This is a genomic window from Tsuneonella sp. HG249 (assembly GCF_053819205.1).
Map to the genome: position 1 here is coordinate 2,050,566 of NZ_JBSOQY010000001.1, position 19,385 is coordinate 2,069,950.

A 19,385-nucleotide genomic window follows, 5' to 3' on the forward strand; every position below is an offset into this window, starting at 1 on the left:
GTGTCCAAAAGAGAAGCTAAAACAGTTTACAGTCTGTTGGCAATAGGAGGACACGAAAATGCAGGCAAAAGTCCGTGACGATCAGAAATTTTGCGCCGCGCGGGGTTGCTGCGCGTAGGGGTCGCATTTGGGCATAAAGGGGGGGAAACAGCGATCTTGCAACAATGCGCTATCCCTCGGCAATCAAAAAAGCCGACCAGATCTCGCAGGTTTAGCAATGCGCTTTTCTGAGGGTGAACGCCTTGCTCAACCCTACGTGAAAGGTCATGCCTGCCCACCACCTGAGGCTCGCAACGCCAGTTTTAAAATCACCGACAACGGCGCCGACTGGCGCCATCAGGCGAGGCGGAAGCTTTCTGCTCGACAATATTGCGGACCCAAAAGTCGATCTCAGCCTCGACCCAGACGGCGCATTTCGGACCGAGCGAGCGCGACCTCGGAAACCTGCCCTCGCTCATACGCTGGTAAATGGCTGACCGTTTCAGGCCAACGCGCGCGATGACTTCAGGCAACCGCAGGAGCCGCGCCGGCGAAGGGGGTGAGGATTCAGTTTGGACGAACGGGGGCACGGTATCGTTGCTCTGGGGGACGGTGGCCATCGGTCTTTCCTGCTTCGTTATGAGCTCGGTCCCCTCCGAGGTCGGTCCCGTCAGCGGCTCAGCGAGATTGAAATGTCGCGGTTGGCCAGGTCATCGATATGCTTGGCCAGCATGCGTGCCACGAGCTGCGACGTGCCATTGGCCCAGCGCGGCCTGACGTCCTCGATCCGTCGGCCGAGCGTGCGCTCAAGCTGCCCCGGCAACGCGCTGAAGAATTCCTCGAGGAACTCACCCATCTCGCTGCGCATCCACTCGCAAGCCAGGTCTTCCTGGCCCGCCAGAGCGAGAACGATGGTCGCGCGTGGGAAGGCGCCGCAGGCATCAAGAATGCGGGCCGCCTCATCCAGGCCGATCGGCCGTTCGCCGCGGATGACCCGCAGCAACGTCTCGCGGTGCATCCCGACTTCGCGGGCGATCTGGTGCCGGGGTTTGTCAGCTTCTTCAACAGCGTAGGCGAGGGTTCGCGCGATACACTCGTTCGCGTGACCGTTCATCGGGGTTGTTTGATGCATGGTGGGTCTCTCGGTTGATACGTGATTCGCAGGCATATCGCGAGAGCACCGTTGTAGGAAAACGAAAAGAACACATCGGGAACATCTCGTTTATAGGCGACCCGCGCCGAGAGCCCGATTCGCCGCAGCAATACAGCCGTCCCGGCGGAATCCTCCGTCAGAGAATGCCAGCTAAGTGGCTGCGCTTGGAGGCAATCTCCGGCGCGCGTCATTGCCATCGATCCGCATGCGTCCGCGCCAGTGCCGTGATGGCTGGAAAGGCTTTCCTACACCCATTTCCTAGATGCATTTGGAACACACAGCGAACGAAAGGACGCTGCCTTCACCCCTCGAAGCGGAGCTTCACATGCAGTCTCTCACCCTCCCCCGGCGGCACAGCGCCAACGGCTTCGGCAAGGCCGTCAATCTTGTCATTCCCGTCGCCATCGCCGCGCTCGCGGCCAGCGCCGCCTACGCCGGCGCTGATACGACCTTCACCCCGGCGCTGACCAAGTTCACCGATTTCCTCGAAGGCTCGGGCGGCAAGATCATCACCGTCCTCAGCCTCGCGGGCGGCCTGATCGGCCTCGCCTCGGGGCGCTTCTCGCTCAGCCAGGTCGCGGTTCCAGTCGGCGTCGGCATCGGCGTGGGCACGGGTGTCCCGATCGTCACCTCGGTCGTGACCGCGGTCATCTGAGGCGATCGGGCACGGGAAGGCGCGTCGTCATGGCGGACCGGTACATCATTCCCCGTCGGCTCGACGATCCGGAGCTCATCGGCTTCTGGACCATCGACGAGTTCGCCGGGATGATCGTTCCCTTCACCTGGGGAATCCTCAGCCAGCATATCTTCATCGGCATCGTTGTCGCCTTCGGCGCCTGGTTCGCGCTGCGAAAGGCAAAAGCAGGACGCGCCAGCTCCTGGCTCACCCATGCCGCATATTGGTATCTGCCGGCCGGGTTTCTGGGCCTCCGGGCGACGCCGCCTTCCCACTGCCGCCTGCTTGCCGGTTGAGGGGAGAAACCCATGTTCGCCGACATTTCCCACGAGCGCCAGCAGTCGCTGCTGAGGCAGCGCAACCTGTTCGCGCTGTCCAGCGCCGGCCTTGCTGTCGCGCTCGCCGTGGCGGCAAGCCTTGCCGCGACGCGCGACCGCGAGGTGGTGCTCCTGCCGACGTTGCCCAAGCAATTGACGGTAAGCAGCGCGGGCGTCGAAGCCGATTATCTCGAGCTGGTCACCCGTGACACCGCGCTCGTCCTCTTGAATCGCAGCCCCGAAGGGCTCGACTACTGGATGAACGAGATCCTGAAGCTCGCCGATCCGGCCAGCCACGGCCGCCTCAAAGCCGAGCTCGTACGCATCGTCGAAGAGCAGCGCGGCTCGGACGTCACCCAGGCTTTCGTCATCCGCTCGATGACCGTCGACCCGAAAGGCCTCACGTCCGAGGTCTCAGGCACGCTCAAGACCTTCGTTGGCGCGCAGGTCATCGCCAGTGACGAGCGCCGTTTCCGCTTCAGCTGGACCTACCGGGGGTTGCGGCTCGCGCTCTCGGGCTTCGCCCAGCTGCCACCCCAGGACAAAACCAAGGAGCCCCAGTGATGGCTTACCAACGTGCAAGGCGTGCGCGCACGGCACTGCTGAGCGTGACCGCTCTGCTCGCGCTCTCAGGCGGCCCGGCCCGAGCAGCCGACCAGTTCAAGCAGGCGGCCGATGGCGCCGGTATCGAATGTTCGGTCTCGGCCCGCGAACTCACCCGCTTCGCGCTCATCAATGACCAGTTCGCGAGCGTTTCGAAGATCTCGACCGGCACGCCTTACAACGACTTTGCCGTCACTAATGAACCGCTGCGCGGCGACATCTACGTCTCGGTGCCCGAGACGTACGCGGCCAGGAGCATCAGCTTCTTTGCGACGACCAAGAAGGGCTACGTCTACAAGGTCGCTTGCCGCGTAGAGCCAATCGAGGCGGCGCAGGTGTTCATCACCAATCCCGCGATCGCGACGAACCAGGCGGCGAACTGGGAGAGCGAAACCCCGCTCGACACCAGCGCTGTCCGGCTTGTGCAGGCGATGGCCAACGACCGGACAATCGAGGGTTACGAGGTGCGGCAATCTACCGCCCTGCCCGCCCGCGTGGGCGACCTCGAGATCCAGCTTGTCGCCGATTACCGGGGCGCGAACCTCGCCGGCAAGGTCATCCGCATCACCAACCGCGGACGCAAGTCCATCACTCTCGCGGAGCGCGACCTCGCGCCCCGCGACACCCTCGCCGTCTCGATCGTCAACCCGACGCTCGATCCCGGCTCCAGCACGACGGCCTTCGTGGTCGGCGCCAACGGGGAAAGCAGCCATGACTGATACCAGCGACAATCCCGCTCCGCTGCAGGCCGAGCCAGCCTCGCCGTCCGAAGTGACCGGGCTCAACGCGCGAACGGCGCGCCGGCAGAGATTGCTGCTCGGGGGCATCGGCGCTCTCGCGCTCGTCGGCGGCAGTTGGTTCATCCTCGGCGGCGACCAGGACGGCACGTCGGACGACGCGCAAGCTACGCAAACCATCGATACGGCCGGCCTCGTCAACCGCGACCTCTCGCAGCGCGAGTTCGTCGCCAGCTATGGCAACCGGCTCGACGCGGTAACGCGCGAGCAGAAGGCGCTCCGGGAATCCGCTGTCCCGCGCAGCGAAGTCGAGGCGCAGCTCGCGGCGCTCAAGGCCGAAAACCAGGCCATGCGGGTCGACGGGCAGGCGGCGATCGATGCGATCTCGGCCGAGAATGCGGACCTCAAGTCGCGGCTTGCTACGCAGGCTGCCGCGCCGGCTCCGGTTCCGACCGCGCCGGCCTATGGGCCCCAGGCGGGCGGCTACGATGCGCGCGGCCGTCCAGCCGCAACGCCGCAGCCCGGCAGCGCGACAGCAGGCGGTGACGCCTTGGTCCCGTCTCCCGGCGAAGTGAAGCTGTTGAGCTTCACCTCGGAGAAGGCGGGCGCGACCGGCCTCCGCTCGGCCCGCCCTGACGCCCCGCCGGTCGTGGTCGAGGACTCCGCCGATTACCTGCCGCCCAATTCCTATGCCCCGGCGCGGGTGATCGTTGGCGTCGATGCCTCGGCCGGCGTTGCCAGCCAGACCGATCCGCTGCCCGTGGTGCTGAGGATCACCGGCCCGGCGCGCTCGGTCATGCAGAACGGGAAGGTGCTCACCACCCGAATCCAGGGCTGCGTGGTCAACGGCGCTGCGCGCGGCGATCTCTCCTCGGAGAAGGTCTATGTGAAGCTCGCGCGCATGACCTGCGATCAGCCCGGTGGGCGCGTGGCAGTGAGCGAGGTCAAGGGCTTCATCAGCTTTGCCGGCAAGTCCGGCGTGCGCGGCCGCGTCGTCAGCCGCGAAGGCAGCCTTGTCAGCCAGGCGCTGCTCGCCGGGATCATCGGTGGTTTCGGTCGAGGCTTCTCGGCGAACGCCAACAGCATCTTCTCCGGCGTCACGACCAACGCCGACGGAACGCGCTCCAAGCTGTCGCCCGGCGACATTCTCGGCGGCGGGCTCGGCCAAGGCGCCGCTGACGCGGCCGATACGGTCAGCAAATATCTGATCGAACGCGCCGAACAGTACCAACCTGTCGTCGAGATGCCGACCGGCATCGATGTCGAGATCGTGTTCCTCGACGGCGTCTACGTGAGGAATTCCCAGTGATCGAAGCACCCAATTCTCCAGCGCGTCGCTGGCTGCGCCCCGCCGTAGGGCTCGCCGCCATCGTCGCCTTGTCCGCCGCGACCGGCTGGGGCGTCGCAAGCCTCGCAGCGCCGACGACCGCTCCCGATAGCGCCAAGGTGCGGGCGGCGCTCAAGCTCAGGCTTCCGAAGACGCCGATCGACGCGATCGACTGCTCGGGGCTCGGCGGCCTGTGCGAAGTCGCTTCGAAGTCGACCCTGTTCTACGTCGACCGGGCAGCCAAGTATCTCGTGATCGGCCGCGTCTACGACATGGAGGCGCGCCAGGATCTGACGGCCGCGCGGCTGCTGGCCCTAAACCCCGACCTGCTCACGGCCGGCGCCGCCCGGCGCCAGGCAGGAGAGGACGAGCCGCCCCAGCAGCGCCCGAGCGTCCCGGCGCGGGTTTCGCTCGCCGGTCTCCCGGCAAACGGGGCCATCACCTGGGGTCCGGCCGAAGGGCCGAAGGTGGTCGTCTTCTCCGACTTCAACTGCAGCTACTGCAAGAAGCTCGAAGGCGAATTGAAGGCGATCGGCGCGCGCGTCGAGGAACGCCCGATTTCGATCTTCGGCGCGGAAAGCCGTCAGCTGGCCGAGCAAGTGCTCTGTTCGTCCCGTCCGCAGATGTCGCTGCGCATGGCCTATTCGGGCCTGGCGCTCGCCAATCCCAAGCCCTGCGACACGACCGGCCTCGACGCCAACGAGGCCTTTGCGAAAGCGCACGGCTTCGGCGGCACCCCGGTCATCGTGCGGCCGTCCGACGGCGCCGTGCTCGAAGGCTATCGCCCTGCTGCCGCGCTCCGCGAGTTCCTCCGGGCCGCTCCCCGCCAGACCAGCAAAGGATGACCTTCATGTCCCCTTCCAAGCGCCTCATCGTCAGCGCCGGACTCGCGGCAGTGCTAACCGGCTGCACCACGTTCGGCACCAATGTCCAGGGCGACTTCAGCTGTCGCGCGCCCAAGGGCGGCTGCGCTCCCAGCCATGTGATCGACGCCCGCGCGACCTCCGAGCTGGAACGCAATGGCTCCTCGCAAGAACTCGCGCGTGTCCGGGCCGGGGTTGCGTCCGGCGATACGGGCCGAACCTCGGAGCGCACCCTTCGGATCGTGTTCCCGGCGCATGTCGACGAGGCCGGAACGCTTCATGACGAAGCTGTCGCCTGGGCGGTAGTCGAGAATCCCCGCTGGGCCGCGGAACTGCGCCGCAAGCCCGGCGAAGGGACGGCGCCGCCGCTGATGCGCCAGCTCAGCCGGCAGCTCAAGGACGCTCAGGCCGCCTCAGACCCGGCCGCGCAAAAGGCCAACGACGAGAGCGATGCCGCCGACCTGACTTCCCCGTTCTCGCTTGCTGCGCCTCCCGTCCCGGATTCCCCCGTTGCCTCGCCGCTGGTCCTCCCCTCCACGGCGCGCGAGGCCGTCGCCGGTGCCAAGGCACCGGCGGTCGAGGGGTTCGACATGTCCCCTCCCCTGCATGATCGGACCCCTCGGCCTGGCGGCGGCGAAAAGCCGCTGACGTTCCCAACCATCGAGGCGATCGAGGCCGCCAAGGCGGCGGCCAGCAAGACCTCCACGCCCGCGGCACCCGACAAGGAGCCCAAGTGATGGCCGAGCGGCTGAACACGATTCTGGACCGGGTGCTTCGCGGGCTGCTCGGCGATGCCGAGCACGCCGAGAAGCGGCGGCCTCCGCTGATGCTCGACATGCTGTCGGACTGGCTGCCCTACCGGGTCTACGATCCGGCGAGCCGGCTCTATTTCAACGCGCGCTCGAAGGGGTTCATCCTCTCGGTGACCCCGCTGATCGGCGCGGACGAGCGCACCGGCGAGATCCTCGGGGCCTTCTTCTCCGAGGGCCTGCCGCCCGGCGCCTGCCTCCAGGTGCTGCATCTCGCCTCCCCGCGCATCAGCCGGATCGTCGCGCCCTGGTTTGCTCCCCGCTACGTCCAGGGCGGGGTCTATGAGGCGATCGCCCGCCACCGGGCCAAGCGGCTCTATGGGCTCGTCTGGGAATCGGGCTCGGCGGGCGCGCCCTTTCATGCCCGGCACCACCAGGTGATCGTCTCGGTCGGCGTACCCGCGGCGAAGTCGGTGAGCAACGAGGAGCTTAAGCAGACCCGCGACGGGCTCATCGCCATGCTGAAGTCCCTCAACCTCGGCGTCGCGGAAGTGGGGCCGCAGCAACTCATCGCCATCCTCGACGACCTGAACTCGCCGACCACGGCGCCGCAGGACGACGCGGTTCCCTACAACGCCAACGACCCGATCGCGGCCCAGGCGATCCGTCACGACATCGAGCTCGTCGTCCACGAAGACCGGATGCACCTGCGCACCGAGCGCTTCCGCCCGACGGGCAGGACAAATGACGGCGTGCCCGAGATTGGCACCGTCTATCCCGACGCCTTCGACGTGCGGCATCTTTCCGTCCGGAACATGCCGCAGCGCTGGGCGCCGTGGGAATGCGCACGCCTTATCGGCGATCTGTTCACCGACAAGCTGCGCTTTCCCTGCCCGGCCGCGACGATGCTCTGCCTCGTCTACCCGGATCAGGAAGCAGCCAGCGCCAAGGCCGGTTTCAAGTTCATGCGCACGACGAGCCTCGCGGGCACCAAGAGCGCCCGCTTCCTGCCGCGCATCGGCGAGCAGGCCGCCGAATGGCAGCATGTCCAGGCCGAGCTCCAGGAAGGCCGCCGGCTCGTCCGCGTCTTCTATGGCATCACGGCCTATTCACCGCTTGGCGCCGGCGACCGGCACGAGCGGGCGATCAAGTCGATCTACAAAGCAGCGGGCTGGGATCTCGCCGACGAGCGTTACCTCCAGGTCCAGGGCCTGCTCGCGGCCATGCCGCTCACGCTCGCCGACGGGCTCGGCGCCGACATGGAGCGCCTGAAGCGGTTCAAGACGGTGCTCTCGACGACGGCCGCCAACATAGCGCCGATGCAAGGCGAATACCTGGGAAGCGCGCACCCGCACCTCTTGTTTGTCGGCCGCCGCGGTCAGCCCTTCTTCTGGTCGCCGTTCGAGAACGACGCCGGCAATCACAACGTAGCGATCTGCGGCAAGTCGGGCTCGGGCAAGTCGGTGCTCCTGCAGGAGATGTGTGCGGCGCTCCGCGGCGCGGGCGCGCAGGTCGTGGTGATCGACGACGGCCGCAGCTTCGAGCATTCGGTCAAGCTCCAGGGGGGCCGCTTCGTCGAGTTCACGATGAAGGCCGGCTTCTGTCTCAATCCCTTCTCGATGATCGATGCCGCGCGCGCCGCCGAGGACGAGGATTATCGCCTCGACTGCTTTGCCATGGTGAAGTCGATCGTCGGCCAGATGGCGCGCCACAGCGCGAAGCTCACCGACACCGAGCGCGGGCTCATCGACCGGGCGGTCAATGCTGTCTGGAGCGAGCATGGCATGGCGGCGACAATTACCGGCGTGGGGGAGGCTCTCGCAGGTCTCGGGAATGAGGCCGCAGCCGACCTCGCGACCTCGCTCGCTCCCTACATGACCGGGGGCACCTACGGCGCCTTCTTCGAGGGTCAGGCGAGCCTCGACCTTGATGCCGATTTCACCGTCTTCGAGATGTCCGACCTTGCCAGCCGCGAGGAGCTGAGGGCGGTCGTCCTTTCCGCAATCATGTTCATGACCAGCCAGGCGATGACGCGTTCGCCCCGTCAGGTCCGCAAGCTGCTGCTGATCGACGAGGCCTGGTCGATGCTCAAGGGCGGCTCGATGGGCGAGTTCGTCGAGACCTATGCCCGCACCTGCCGCAAGTACGGCGGCGCGCTGGCGACCGCGACCCAGTCGCTCAACGACTATTACAAGTCCGACGGAGCAACGGCGGCGCTCGAGAACAGCGACTGGATGCTGATCCTCCAGCAGAAGCCCGAGACGATCGCCGATTTCAAAGCCTCCAAGCGGCTCGACATGGACGACCGCACCGAGACGCTGATCCGCAGCCTGAAGCGGTCGGGCAGCGACTATTCGGAGGTCTTCATCAAGGGACCGGAAACCGAGGCGATCGGCCGGCTCGTGCTCGACGACTATTCAGCGACTTTGTTCTCGAGCTCACCCCAGACTTTCGCTGCGATCGATGCCGAGATCGCCCGCGGCCACCAGCTCGCCGATGCGATCGAGCGGATCGCGTTTGCAGGCCGCACCTGAATCCACCCTCCAATCAAGGACCACGACACCATGCCACTTCATCTCGTCAGCCCCTTCGATCAGGCGCAGGAGTCCCCGGAGGACGACGTCTTCGACCCGCCCCCGCCAGACAAAAACTGGCGCGGCCACCTCGCCGACACCTGCTACATTCTCGTCAAGGCGGGCGGTTTCCTCGCCTCGACGTATCTCATGACGCTCGGGCTGCCGCTCCTGTTCTTCCTGATGGTCTCGGGCGGCAACGTGGAGCTGTTCTTCGCGCAGATCGCCAATTTCGCCGACCGCTTCCTCGGTGCCGATGCTGAACGCCAGGTCGGCTTCGTCAACGACCTGAAGCTCGGCCTCATCGGCCTTGCAACGCTGGTCGCCTGCCTGCGGATGCCGCGCTTCCTGTGCGAGGTCGCCGAAGGACTCCGGGAGGAAAGGCTGTGAAGAACATATTGGCAACATCGGCCCTGTCGAAGCGCCGTTTCGGCAGCAATCTCACCGCAATCGCGCTCGGACTGAGCATGATCGCCTCCACGCTCTGGGGAGTCTGGGCGACCGACAAGCTTCTGGCCCTCGAAAGGCGCGAAGTCGTCACGGTCCAGCTGAGCCGCATCATGGGCGATTTCATCGAGGCCGAGGCGCGGGCGGGACGGTCGCCGGAGGAAACCCGCGAGCGTGTCCAGGTCTATCTCAAGGCCGTCGAGGACTCGGTCGAGCAATTGGGGCGCGAGGGCCGGACGGTCCTTGTCGCCGAAGCGGTGGTGGCCGGCAGCACGCCCGACCTCACCGAGACCGTGCGCGCCGACGTCGTGCGCCGCATGGGAGCCGTTCCCGATGCGCGCCGCTGACATCCTCACTCGTTCTCCGGCATGGGGGCGCCTCGTGCTCTGGGGCGGCCTCGGCGCCGTGGCGCTCGTGCTGAGCACGCTGGCCGCCTTCTCGCGCGAGCACGCGTTGATGATCAACGCGAGCCCGAGCCTGCCCTATTGGGCGATCTGGCTCGAGCGCGGCGCCGCTCCCAATCGCGGCGACATCATCCTGTTCGATCCGCCCACCTCGCCCCTGCTGGTGAAGCATTTCGGCAAGGAGCCCAGGCCGTTCGGCAAGCGGGTGAGCGGCCTGCCCGGCGATCTCGTCACCGAAAAGGATCGCGCCTTCTTCGTCAACGGCCGCCTGGCCGCGAAAGCGAAGCTCACGAGCCGCCTTGGTGAGCCGTTGGCGCTCGGCCCGACCGGCCGGGTTCCGCCCGGCTGCTACTTCGTCACCACGGCGCACAAGGACGGCTTCGACAGCCGCTATGCGGCGATCGGATGGATCTGCGCTCCCCGTATCCTTGGCGTGGGGAGGCCGATCCTGTGAAGCCCTTGCCCGCAATGATCGCGCTCCTTGTCGCCTGCCTGGGCGCGGCAACGCCGGCCTTCGCCCGCGATTACGGTCAGCAGGGCGCTGTCTGGCCGATCGTCGAGCCCGATCTCCTCGCGCAGATCCGGGCCCGCCTGACCCATCTCGAAAAAACCGGCGAGACGGCGCGGCTCAACGAGGAGCTGAAGCGCCGCACCATCGCGCGGGTCAACCGGCCGGAGCCCGTGTCCGGTGTTGCGTCCGCCGCGGCGACGCGCAGCTGGCGCTTCGATCCGACCATCACGGTCGAGCGCAACATTGCCGACGACAAGGGCCGGGTCATCATTACCGCGGGCACGCGCGTCAATCCGCTCGACACCGTTCCGCTGCGGGCGCCGCTCGTCTTCCTCGACGGTGACGATCCGGCGCAGCTTGCCTGGGCGGCGCGCCGCTTCGGCCCAACCCGTGCCAAGCTGATCCTCGTGCGCGGTGCGCCCCTCGAGCTGATGAAGGCCCGCCAGCGACGCTTCTATTTCGACCAGGGCGGCAGCCTTGTGAAACACTTCGGCATCCGCGCTGTCCCCGCGACCGTCGAGCAGCAGGGCCGCGCCCTCGTCGTCACCGAACACGCGATCGAGCGCAAGGAGCGCGCACCATCATGAGCAAGAGAAAGCACCTGCTGTCATGGATTTGCGGGGCGATGCTCCTCGTCAGCCTGAGCGTGGCGGCGAGCACGCCAGCCCAAGCCGCGGCCGGACCCGGCCGATGCACCGGCAAGTTCGTCAACCCGATCACCGACATCTGCTGGTCGTGCCTGTTCCCGATCTCGGTCGGGGCCCTGAAGATCTGGCCGTCGAGCCGGCCCGACACCGACAACCCAGACTCGCCGGTGTGCCTGTGCGGCCTGAGGCCCGGCATCGCGATGGGGTTCTGGGAGCCGGTGCGACTTGCCGACGTCAGCATGAAGCCGTGGTGCTTCGTCAATCTCGGCGGGATGAAGCTCGACCCCGGCTTCGACATCGGTTTCAAGACGATGGCCGGGCCATCCGCCGTCGGCGGTGCGACGCAGTACAATTCGCAGTGGCACGTCCACTGGTACGCCTATCCGCTGATCTACTGGATGGAGCTCGTCGCCGATTTCCTGTGCCTCGAATCCGGCTCGGTCGACATCCTCTACATCACCGAGATCGATCCGCTCTGGCAGGACAGCGAGCTCACCGCGATCATCAATCCGGAGGCCGTGCTGTTCGCCAATCCGCTGGCGCTCGCGGCCTGCGCCGCCGATTGCGTGGCGGCGACGGCGAAGCTGCCGACTGACGCGCTGTTCTGGTGTGCCGGCTGCCAGGGAACGATGTATCCGCTGAACGGCAACGTCTCGGCGACAATCGGCCATGTCCAGGCCTCGCGCCTCGCACTCGCCCGCTTCTCCTACAAGCTCCACCGCGAACTCGTCGCCTGGGGCACGATGGGCAGCAAGGGGCTGTGCGGCAAGTATCTGATGCCGGTGATGCGCAAGCAGCAATACCGCTTCCAGGCCACCAACCCCAATCCGCAGACGAAGGGCCGCTACGCGTGCGCGCCCATCGGTGCCTCCACCACCTTCATGTCGGCAGGCCAGGTCTATCCCGCCATCGGCGAGGACATGGGCTACCTGATCTGGCGCAAACGGAACTGCTGCGCGCTATGAAAACCATCCCCCATCTCGTTGTTATCGCAGCGCTCGCGAGCGCCGCCGCCTTCGCCGGCGCCGCGGCCCAGACCGCTGAGCAAGACCTCGACCTCGAGGCGATCCGCGCGCGTGCGGCCGAACAAGCGGGCGAAGCGGATGCACTGGCGGCCAGCGCGCGCGCCCGCGCCGAGCAGCTTGCGCGGGAGGCGAGGACCAGCGCGGCCGACGCTCAGGCGCACGGCAGGCGCTTCGCCAGCGAGGCTCCCAAAAGCGTCAGGCCCGATCCGGCGCAAGCTTTCGATTTTGACAGGATGGTCGCCGATGCCGGCACGATGGCGGGCGAAGGCATGGGCGAGGCCCCACGTTTCATCGCTTTTGCCAGCACGTCGATGCCTCCGGCCGCGCTTCGCACCATGATCGACCAAGTCACCCGCGCGGGCGGCGTGGTGGTGTTCCGCGGCCTGCCACAGAACAGCGCAAAGGCGCTGACCGCCGCACTGTCGAAGGTCGCGCGGCCGGGCGAGCCGCTGACAAGCGTCGGGATCGATCCGCGGCTGTTCCGTGCGTTCGGGATCGAGGCGGTTCCGACTTATGTCGTCGCCAGCAGCGACTTCGACCTGTGCGACGGCTTTGACTGCACGACGCAGGTTCCGCCGCACGACCGCATGACGGGTAATGTGAGCGCCGCGCACGCGCTTGAGACCTTTGCGCGTGGGGGCGGTCCCGGCGCGCTCCTCGCCGCCCAGCACCTCGCCCGACTTGAAAGGCCGGCTCAATGAAACGCCTTCTCATCCCCTTGTCCCTTGCCTGGGCCTGCCTGGCGCTCGGCGGCGTCTCCCATGCCCAGAGCACGACTGAAGCAGCCAAGGCCGAAGGCAAGGCGTTCGCGCGAGAAAAGGCCGCCGACGCGCAGAACGCGGCAACGGTTCGGCCTGATGCGGCCCGCGTTCCTAATTTCGGCGGCGTGCCGAGCCAGTCGGACTATTTCGATGATCCCGAACGCATGAGCCGGAACGCCGCGAGCCAGGCGACGTCCAATACCGGCTACCGGACCATGCGGGAGTCGATGGACCGGCGCGCGCGCTTTGCGCCCCAAGATCTCGATGCGGTAATCGCGCGCAGCAAAGCGCTGAGCGAAGATCCGCTCGCCTATACGAGCGGTATGGTGATCGGCGGGTCGCAGGGCCGGTGCGTGCCCCTGCCGCCAGGCACCGGCGGCGCCGGTCGGTACATGGCGACCTGCAACACAGGCTACACCGCGTCGCAGCAGACACGGAGCTGCACGGTCCCTCTTCGGACAGCGACGAAAGTCGTCACTGAGTACCTCTATTATTGTCCCCGCTTTGATCCGGAGTGTGCGACTTTCGACCTTCCATTCTGCCGCCGCAGCGGCAGCCATCCGGGTCCATGTCTACAGGGCTATAGGGATCAATGGGGATTTCGTTGCACCGAGCCTGGTGATCCCATCGCCGAATATACCTGCTCAGAGACCGTGCCAGGACAGCGCATTATCAGGACGTTGTCGGGCACCGAAGTCACGACGACCCGCGACGAGAGCCAGTGCGCAAGCCTTGCAGCCGACAGCAGCTGCCAGCAGGAAGGCGAAACCTGCACCGACAGCGATCCCCTCACGCGTGTCGTCAATAGCGTGGCGGTCACCCAGCCCTGCTGGGCCTGGTCGCGCAGCTACACCTGCACGCAGTTCACCGAAGCGCAGGATTGCCAGACGCTGGAAAACACGTCGGGCTGCACGCTCGTGCGCGAGGATTGCCTGACCGACGAGCCATGCCGTACCTGGGAGCGGGTCTACGACTGCCCGGTCCCCGATCAGCCGGCCAGCACCAACCAGTTCATCTGCGACGGGGATGTGTACTGCATCGACGGCTCGTGCGAGACGATCGAGCGCGAAGCCAATGACGAGTTCAAGGACGCAGTCGTCGCGCTCAACGCGATGAACCAGGCGAGGCGCGAGTTCGATCCCGACACGCTCACCCTGTTCCGGGGCACGCGCAACACCTGCTCTTCCAAGGTGTTCGGCGCGCTCAACTGCTGCAAGGGCAAAGGCTTCCCGCTCATTCCGGGGATCCAGCTGCTCGTGGCGCTAGGCTGCAGCCGCGAGGAGATGCTGCTTCACCAGCGCGATGCGCAGGGTCTGTGCGCCTATGTCGGAAGCTATTGCTCGGACAGCTTCCTCGGCGTCTGTCTGACCAAGAAGAAGGTCTATTGCTGCTTCGAGTCCAAGCTCTCGCGGATCCTGCAGGAGCAGGGCCGCCGACAGCTCAACAAGCCGTGGGGCAAGCCGAAGACCGAACAGTGCCTCGGCTTCACGATCGACGAGTTCGCCCGGCTCGATCTCTCGAAGATGGACTTCAGCGAAGTCTATGCCGAGTTCACCGATGCCGCGCGCCTGCCCGATGAGCTGCAGGCGGCCACCGAAATACAACAGAAAATCGAGGACTATTATGCCCGCGCACGCCAATAAGGCCGCTCGGCGGCTCCTGGCCGCCTGCTTCGCCTTGACCGCCGTCCCGCCGCTGTTCGCTACTCCGGCGCACGCGCAGGAGCCGCCGCTCGTCGCGACCGATGACGGCCAGGACAGCTTCTACTGCGCGGAACGGCGGCTCGGCTACTGGTTCTACTGCGCCAGGCCGAGGTCGGTCCAGCAGCCCGAACTCCCTGCCCCGCCGCCGGCGAGCGCGACGAGCCAGCTCGATGCGATCACCGCGCAGCTGCGGGAGCTGAAGGCGAAGGCGATCCTTGAACCGACGCCGGCCAATGTGACGGCCTATATTCGCTTCCAGCGCGAGCAGCTGGATCGGGCCTCGCTGTTCAGCGATGTCTGGCAGCGGGCAATCTGGCAGGACCCTGAGCTCGACTATACGCTGCGCCCGTATCGACGCTCGGCAAGCGGCAGTGGCAGGACGCTCGCAATGCGGACCGCAACGCCGCGATGGCGCAGCTGTCCGAGCGCTACGGGCTGTTCTACTTCTTCGCCCAGAGCTGCGGCGCATGCGAGGTCATGTCGCCGATCGTGCAAAGCGTCGCATCGACGTGGCACATAGCCGTGCGCGCGATCTCTACCGACGGCGGTCCTTCGCGCCACTTCCCCAACTACACCGTCGAGACGAACCAGCGCACGCGCATGGGCCTCGAGCCCAAGGTAACTCCGGCGGTCGTGCTCTGGGACGCGGTGACGCGCCGGGCCATTCCCATCGGGTACGGCGTGATGTCGGCCGATGAGCTCCAGGACCGCATCTACCTCCTCACATCGAAGGAAGCCGGACGTGACTATTAGAATGAAGCGCATGGTCGCCGCGCTGCTGGCGATCACCCTCCCCGTGGCTTCCGCGCAGGCGGGCGTCGGCAGCTCGATGGATGCTTTTCTCAAGGACGTGGGCGGCGCCTCCAACGTCAACGGGCCCACGGCTTTCGAGGGACAATCGGCCGGCTATTACAGCCTGGGGAACGTCTGGACGCGCTTTCCGCAGAAGACGACCAATATCGCGAACCTGCAATTGCCGCGGGCACGCGCGGGCTGCGGCGGCATCGATATCTTCGCCGGCTCCTTCAGCTTCATCAATGCGAGCGAGATCGTCGCGATGCTCAAGGCGGTCGCCAACAATGCGGTGGGATTCGCCTTCAGCCTGGCGATCGACACCGTCTGCCCGGAATGCTCGAAGATCATGCAGGAGTTCAGCCAGAAGGCTCAGCTCATGAACAATCTCAACATCAACAGCTGCGAGCTGGCGCAGGGCCTGGTCGGTGGCATTTGGCCGAAAGGCGACCTCGCCGACAAGGCGATCTGCGAGGCGATCGGCAACTCGGAAGGCATCTTCACCGATTATGCCGCGGCCAAGCATGGCTGTGGCACCAAAGGCCAGCGGGCCAGCACCACTGCCCAAGGCGACGGCGAATACGCCGACGTCAACCCCGCGGTGCCGCGCAACTACACCTGGACCATCCTCAAGAAGTCGGCCTTCTTCTCGCCGAACGGCACGTTCGACCGCGAGCTCGCCGAATATGCCATGACGCTGATCGGCACGATCATCTACGTGCCGCCCAAGGACGATCAGGCGGGCAAGTTCGTGCCATTCGCGGGCGATGCGTCCTCGACGTTGGTGACCGCGCTGCTCGATGGCACCCCCGGAAGCAGCGTGAAGGTCTTCGACTGCGACGAGGCCGATCAGTGCCTCAACCCCACGTTCAAGACACTGAGCGTTCCCGCATCCAAGGCGCTGCGCCCGCGTGTCGCCGCGCTGATTGCCGGCATGGTCCAGGCGATCCGCGATGACACGGCAATCACCGAGGCGCAGAAGGAGCTGCTGCAGGTCGCCTCGGTGCCGCTCTACAAGATCCTCACCGTCCAAGCCGCCTACGGGCGCGGAATGCCGGTCGACGATCGCGAGACACTGGCCGAGATAGCCAGCGTCGACCTCCTGTTCGCGGTCCTCGACCGGATCGTCAGCGAAGCGGGCCGTTCGATGTCGAGCTTCATCGGCGCGGACGAAGCCAAGATAGCGATGTGGCAGAACCAGGTGAACGTGGTGCGCCAGGCGCTCGCCGACCGCCAAACCAACACGCACCTCAAGGTCAATGCCATCATGCAGATCATCGAGAAGACGGCGTTCATCGAGAACGTCCTCGCCGCCTCGATGTCGCCGGGCATGGCTGCCTCGCTCGACTGGTCGCGCGGGGTCCAGACCCGCTCCCTCACCCACTGATCCGCGCGAGGACACGAGCCATGGTCGAGGTCTTCACGGTGGGCGGCGGCGACTATCTGGTCAACGTGTTCCAGGCCGTCGCCGCCTGGACCGGCAATGGCGGCTACAAGAGCCTGATCCAGGTGGTGCTGGTGATGGGCCTTGGCCTTTCCGCCTTGACGCTGGCGTTCAACCAGGACTGGCGCGCGTGGATCAACTGGTTCCTCGGCGCGACGCTGATCTACTCGTGCCTGATGGTGCCGCGGCTCGACGTCCATGTGACCGACCGGCTCAACCCGGGCCTCGCCCCCGCCAACGTCAGCAACGTGCCGCTGGGCCTTGCACTGATGGCGAGCTTTACCAGCCAGGTGGGAGATTACCTTACTGGCTCGGCCGAGGTGGTCTTCGGCCTGCCGGGCGACCTCAACTACTCGAAGAACGGCATTATCTACGGAGCGCGGCTCTACGACGCCACGCGCAGCTTGCGCATCTCCGACCCCGAATTTGCCGCCAATCTCGACGAGCATTTCCGGCAGTGTGTGTTCTACGACGTGCTGCTCGGCCGCTACTCCATGAAGGAGCTTGCCGAAACCAATGACATTTGGACGACGATCGCACCGGGCAGCCAGGCCCGCGCGCAGCGCTTCCTCACGCGCGATCCGTCATCCGGACAAGTGACGTCGAACATCGTCACCTGCCGCGAAGCCTACAGTGCGCTGAATGGCCAGTGGACGAGTCTGATCGACGGCATGGGAACGGTGTTCGGCCGCCAGCTCTACCCGAACCAGACGGCAGCGCTCGCCAAGGCCAAGCTCTTCGCCGACCTGCCGCTGGCGTACCAGTACCTTAGCGGCGTGTCGGCCAACGCGACCGACATCTTCAAACAGACCCTCACCATCAACGCGATGAGCCAGGCCATGCACTCGATGTCGGGCAGCAGCGGCGCCGGCAATGTGGATGTCTACGCCCAGACGCGCGCCGACATTCAGACCGAGCGGACCTACAGCTCGATCGCCAGCAATGCGATGAAATGGGTTCCCCTGCTCAACGTCGTGCTGACGGTCCTCTTCTACGCGCTGTTCCCGGTCCTCTTCCCCCTGTTTCTCATGCCGAAGACCGGCCCGCTCGCCTTGAAGGGCTATGTCACCGGCTTCTTCTATCTGGCCTCATGGGGTCCCCTCTTCGTGATCCTGCACATGATGCTGATGGTGAAGGGAGCGGCTGACATGACCGCGGTTGCGGGAACCAGCGGCCTCAGTCTCGCCAGCTTCACGGGCATGGCCGACGTCAACAGCGACATCGGCGTGCTGGCCGGCTACCTTATTGCCTCGGTGCCGTTCCTGGCCGGCGGCGTCGCCAAGGGCGCGATGGCGATCTCGCACCACGCGACGAGTTATCTCAACCCGAGCCAGAATGCCGCAGAGGAAGCGGCGCGCGAGGCGAGCACCGGCAATGTCGCGCTCGGCAATACCAGCTTCGAGAATTCGAGCGTGCTCACCCGGCAGTTCGCGCAGGGGACGATCGCCCCGAGCTTCACCTACGGCGCTGGCCAAACGAGGACTTTCAGCGACACCGGGTCGATGACTACGAGCTTTGGCGAGGCAAGTTACGACCAGCTCCCGAACTCGAGCTATCCCTTCACGCCTACGCTTGGCCAGGAGTTCACCTCGCGCCTCTCGACGATGGCATCGCAGGCCCGCTCCAACAGCGAGAGCTTTGCCAACATCGCCACGGAATCGACGACCAGCGCCGTCACCAAGTTCCGCGAGCTCCGAGATCAATTCAGCCGCGGCAGCTCCTTCGAGACCGCCACCGGCCAGTCCACCTCGGACAGCATCCAGACCGCATTCAGCGAGGTCGATCAGGCATCGACCAACCTGCAGCGCCAGTTCGGGCTGTCGCGCCGTGCGGCCGACGACATTACAACCGCGTGGTTTCTGAACGGGGAAGCATCCGCGGGAATGGGGGTGGGCGGCAAGACTAGCGTGTTTAGCGCAGGGGCCGGACTCAAGGGCGGCCGTAATCAGGCGTGGACAGATAGCGACATCGGCATTGCTTCGGAGGATCGCTCGCGGATCATGGGCAGTCTTCAGCAGTTGTCCGACAGCCGCAACTGGTCGAGCGCGCGAGATGGTTTCATCCGCACGGTCAGCACATCGTCCAGCTCCTCGATCTCCACCACCGCGAGCGGTATGAACGCTTCGCTGTCCGAAGCACAAAGCTACAGCCGTGAGGCGCGGCGCGCGGAGGAGCTCGCCAACCGGCTGGAAAGCCAGGCGTCGTTCTTTGAAGGCAATAGTGCCGCCGGAAGCCTCAATCTGTCCCAAGCCTATCGTGAATGGGGTCTCGTCGAGATCGAAAGCAATCGCGACTTTTATGGAAGCGTTCGCTTCGACGACGTGTCGTTCCAACTCAGCGGGGAGGGCCAGGCGCTGCAGGCCAAGTTCATCGAGAGCTACGCTGAACAGCTTCGGGGCGGGATCGAGGATCGCCTGGTGCTTGCGCCCGGACAGCCTGTGTCCCGACCGAACATTTCCGATGCCGAGGCAGTTCGAAGCCGAGCTTCGGTGGGAGGGAATATGCCTTCCACCGTGCCGAATGTGGATCCAAGCGGTATTCGCGAAGAGGTCGAACGCGTCCAGGCGGCTGGGCGTCAGCGGATCGGCGGAGCGCGAGAGCGCCTCGATACCGTCACTAGAGATGCGCGGGGGGCTAGTGCCGAGGCAGCCGACGATGTGAAGGAGTGGTAAGG

General features: G+C 65.8%; 19 protein-coding genes and 1 pseudogene. 18 read left to right on the plus strand and 2 right to left on the minus strand.

The window, feature by feature from the left end:
- Nucleotides 1–308: 308 nt before the first annotated feature.
- On the minus strand, nucleotides 309–599 hold the full coding sequence (locus tag ACWPM1_RS10265; protein ID WP_455694736.1) for an AlpA family transcriptional regulator: 291 nt from the start codon (nucleotides 597–599) through the stop codon (nucleotides 309–311).
- A gap of 50 nt (nucleotides 600–649) precedes the next feature.
- Nucleotides 650–1,111, minus strand: a complete 462-nt coding sequence (locus ACWPM1_RS10270) for a helix-turn-helix domain-containing protein (RefSeq protein WP_455694737.1) — start codon at nucleotides 1,109–1,111, stop codon at nucleotides 650–652.
- Between the two features lie 346 nt (nucleotides 1,112–1,457).
- Between ACWPM1_RS10270 and ACWPM1_RS10275 the strand changes: the two genes are divergently transcribed.
- The 18 genes and pseudogenes from ACWPM1_RS10275 to ACWPM1_RS10360 all read left to right on the plus strand — a co-directional run bounded on the left by ACWPM1_RS10275 (nucleotide 1,458) and on the right by ACWPM1_RS10360 (nucleotide 19,383).
- On the plus strand, nucleotides 1,458–1,787 hold the full coding sequence (locus ACWPM1_RS10275) for a hypothetical protein (RefSeq protein ID WP_455694738.1): 330 nt from the start codon (nucleotides 1,458–1,460) through the stop codon (nucleotides 1,785–1,787).
- A 29-nt stretch (nucleotides 1,788–1,816) separates the two neighbouring features.
- Nucleotides 1,817–2,104 carry a type IV conjugative transfer system protein TraL gene (gene traL, locus ACWPM1_RS10280; protein ID WP_171128498.1) on the plus strand — a complete coding sequence of 96 codons (288 nt, stop codon included), beginning with the start codon at nucleotides 1,817–1,819 and terminating at the stop codon, nucleotides 2,102–2,104.
- Nucleotides 2,105–2,116: 12 nt separating this feature from the next.
- The gene (locus ACWPM1_RS10285) at nucleotides 2,117–2,689 is read left to right on the plus strand and encodes a type IV conjugative transfer system protein TraE (protein ID WP_455694739.1); all 573 of its coding nucleotides are present in this window, start codon (nucleotides 2,117–2,119) and stop codon (nucleotides 2,687–2,689) included.
- Nucleotides 2,689–3,447, plus strand: a complete 759-nt coding sequence (locus ACWPM1_RS10290) for a type-F conjugative transfer system secretin TraK (protein WP_455694740.1) — start codon at nucleotides 2,689–2,691, stop codon at nucleotides 3,445–3,447. The genes ACWPM1_RS10285 and ACWPM1_RS10290 overlap by 1 nt, the downstream gene beginning before the upstream one ends.
- Nucleotides 3,440–4,774: a TrbI/VirB10 family protein gene (locus ACWPM1_RS10295; RefSeq protein ID WP_455694741.1), complete on the plus strand. Its 1,335-nt coding sequence runs from the start codon at nucleotides 3,440–3,442 to the stop codon at nucleotides 4,772–4,774. The genes ACWPM1_RS10290 and ACWPM1_RS10295 overlap by 8 nt, the downstream gene beginning before the upstream one ends.
- Nucleotides 4,771–5,637 (plus strand): DsbC family protein, encoded by an 867-nt coding sequence (locus tag ACWPM1_RS10300; protein ID WP_455694742.1) that lies wholly within the window; start codon nucleotides 4,771–4,773, stop codon nucleotides 5,635–5,637. Before ACWPM1_RS10295 ends, ACWPM1_RS10300 begins: the two co-directional genes overlap by 4 nt.
- A 5-nt stretch (nucleotides 5,638–5,642) precedes the next feature.
- Nucleotides 5,643–6,392, plus strand: a complete 750-nt coding sequence (locus ACWPM1_RS10305; protein WP_455694743.1) for a conjugal transfer protein TraV — start codon at nucleotides 5,643–5,645, stop codon at nucleotides 6,390–6,392.
- Nucleotides 6,392–8,938, plus strand: coding sequence for a type IV secretion system protein TraC (gene traC, locus ACWPM1_RS10310; protein WP_455694744.1), 2,547 nt, complete (start codon nucleotides 6,392–6,394; stop codon nucleotides 8,936–8,938). The genes ACWPM1_RS10305 and traC overlap by 1 nt, the downstream gene beginning before the upstream one ends.
- Before the next feature lie 30 nt (nucleotides 8,939–8,968).
- Nucleotides 8,969–9,367 carry a hypothetical protein gene (locus ACWPM1_RS10315; protein ID WP_455694745.1) on the plus strand — a complete coding sequence of 133 codons (399 nt, stop codon included), beginning with the start codon at nucleotides 8,969–8,971 and terminating at the stop codon, nucleotides 9,365–9,367.
- On the plus strand, nucleotides 9,364–9,771 hold the full coding sequence (locus ACWPM1_RS10320) for a TrbI F-type domain-containing protein (RefSeq protein WP_455694746.1): 408 nt from the start codon (nucleotides 9,364–9,366) through the stop codon (nucleotides 9,769–9,771). Before ACWPM1_RS10315 ends, ACWPM1_RS10320 begins: the two co-directional genes overlap by 4 nt.
- On the plus strand, nucleotides 9,758–10,282 hold the full coding sequence (locus ACWPM1_RS10325) for a S26 family signal peptidase (RefSeq protein ID WP_455694747.1): 525 nt from the start codon (nucleotides 9,758–9,760) through the stop codon (nucleotides 10,280–10,282). Before ACWPM1_RS10320 ends, ACWPM1_RS10325 begins: the two co-directional genes overlap by 14 nt.
- Nucleotides 10,283–10,296: 14 nt before the next feature.
- Nucleotides 10,297–10,926 (plus strand): type-F conjugative transfer system protein TraW, encoded by a 630-nt coding sequence (gene traW / locus ACWPM1_RS10330; RefSeq protein WP_455694748.1) that lies wholly within the window; start codon nucleotides 10,297–10,299, stop codon nucleotides 10,924–10,926.
- 38 nt (nucleotides 10,927–10,964) lie between these two features.
- Entirely contained in the window at nucleotides 10,965–11,951 is a 987-nt protein-coding gene (gene traU, locus ACWPM1_RS10335; protein ID WP_455695158.1) for a conjugal transfer pilus assembly protein TraU, read from the plus strand.
- Nucleotides 11,948–12,712, plus strand: a complete 765-nt coding sequence (gene trbC / locus ACWPM1_RS10340; RefSeq protein WP_455694749.1) for a type-F conjugative transfer system pilin assembly protein TrbC — start codon at nucleotides 11,948–11,950, stop codon at nucleotides 12,710–12,712. The genes traU and trbC overlap by 4 nt, the downstream gene beginning before the upstream one ends.
- A complete protein-coding gene (locus ACWPM1_RS10345; protein WP_455694750.1) occupies nucleotides 12,709–14,415 on the plus strand; it encodes a conjugal transfer protein TraN in 1,707 nt (568 codons plus the stop codon). The genes trbC and ACWPM1_RS10345 overlap by 4 nt, the downstream gene beginning before the upstream one ends.
- Nucleotides 14,396–15,228, plus strand: a pseudogene (locus tag ACWPM1_RS10350) (conjugal transfer protein TraF). The gene ACWPM1_RS10345 and the pseudogene ACWPM1_RS10350 overlap by 20 nt, the downstream one beginning before the upstream one ends.
- Nucleotide 15,229: 1 nt before the next feature.
- Nucleotides 15,230–16,654, plus strand: coding sequence for a conjugal transfer protein TraH (locus ACWPM1_RS10355; RefSeq protein WP_455695159.1), 1,425 nt, complete (start codon nucleotides 15,230–15,232; stop codon nucleotides 16,652–16,654).
- Nucleotides 16,655–16,674: 20 nt separating this feature from the next.
- On the plus strand, nucleotides 16,675–19,383 hold the full coding sequence (locus ACWPM1_RS10360; protein ID WP_455694751.1) for a conjugal transfer protein TraG N-terminal domain-containing protein: 2,709 nt from the start codon (nucleotides 16,675–16,677) through the stop codon (nucleotides 19,381–19,383).
- Nucleotides 19,384–19,385 lie beyond the last annotated feature (2 nt).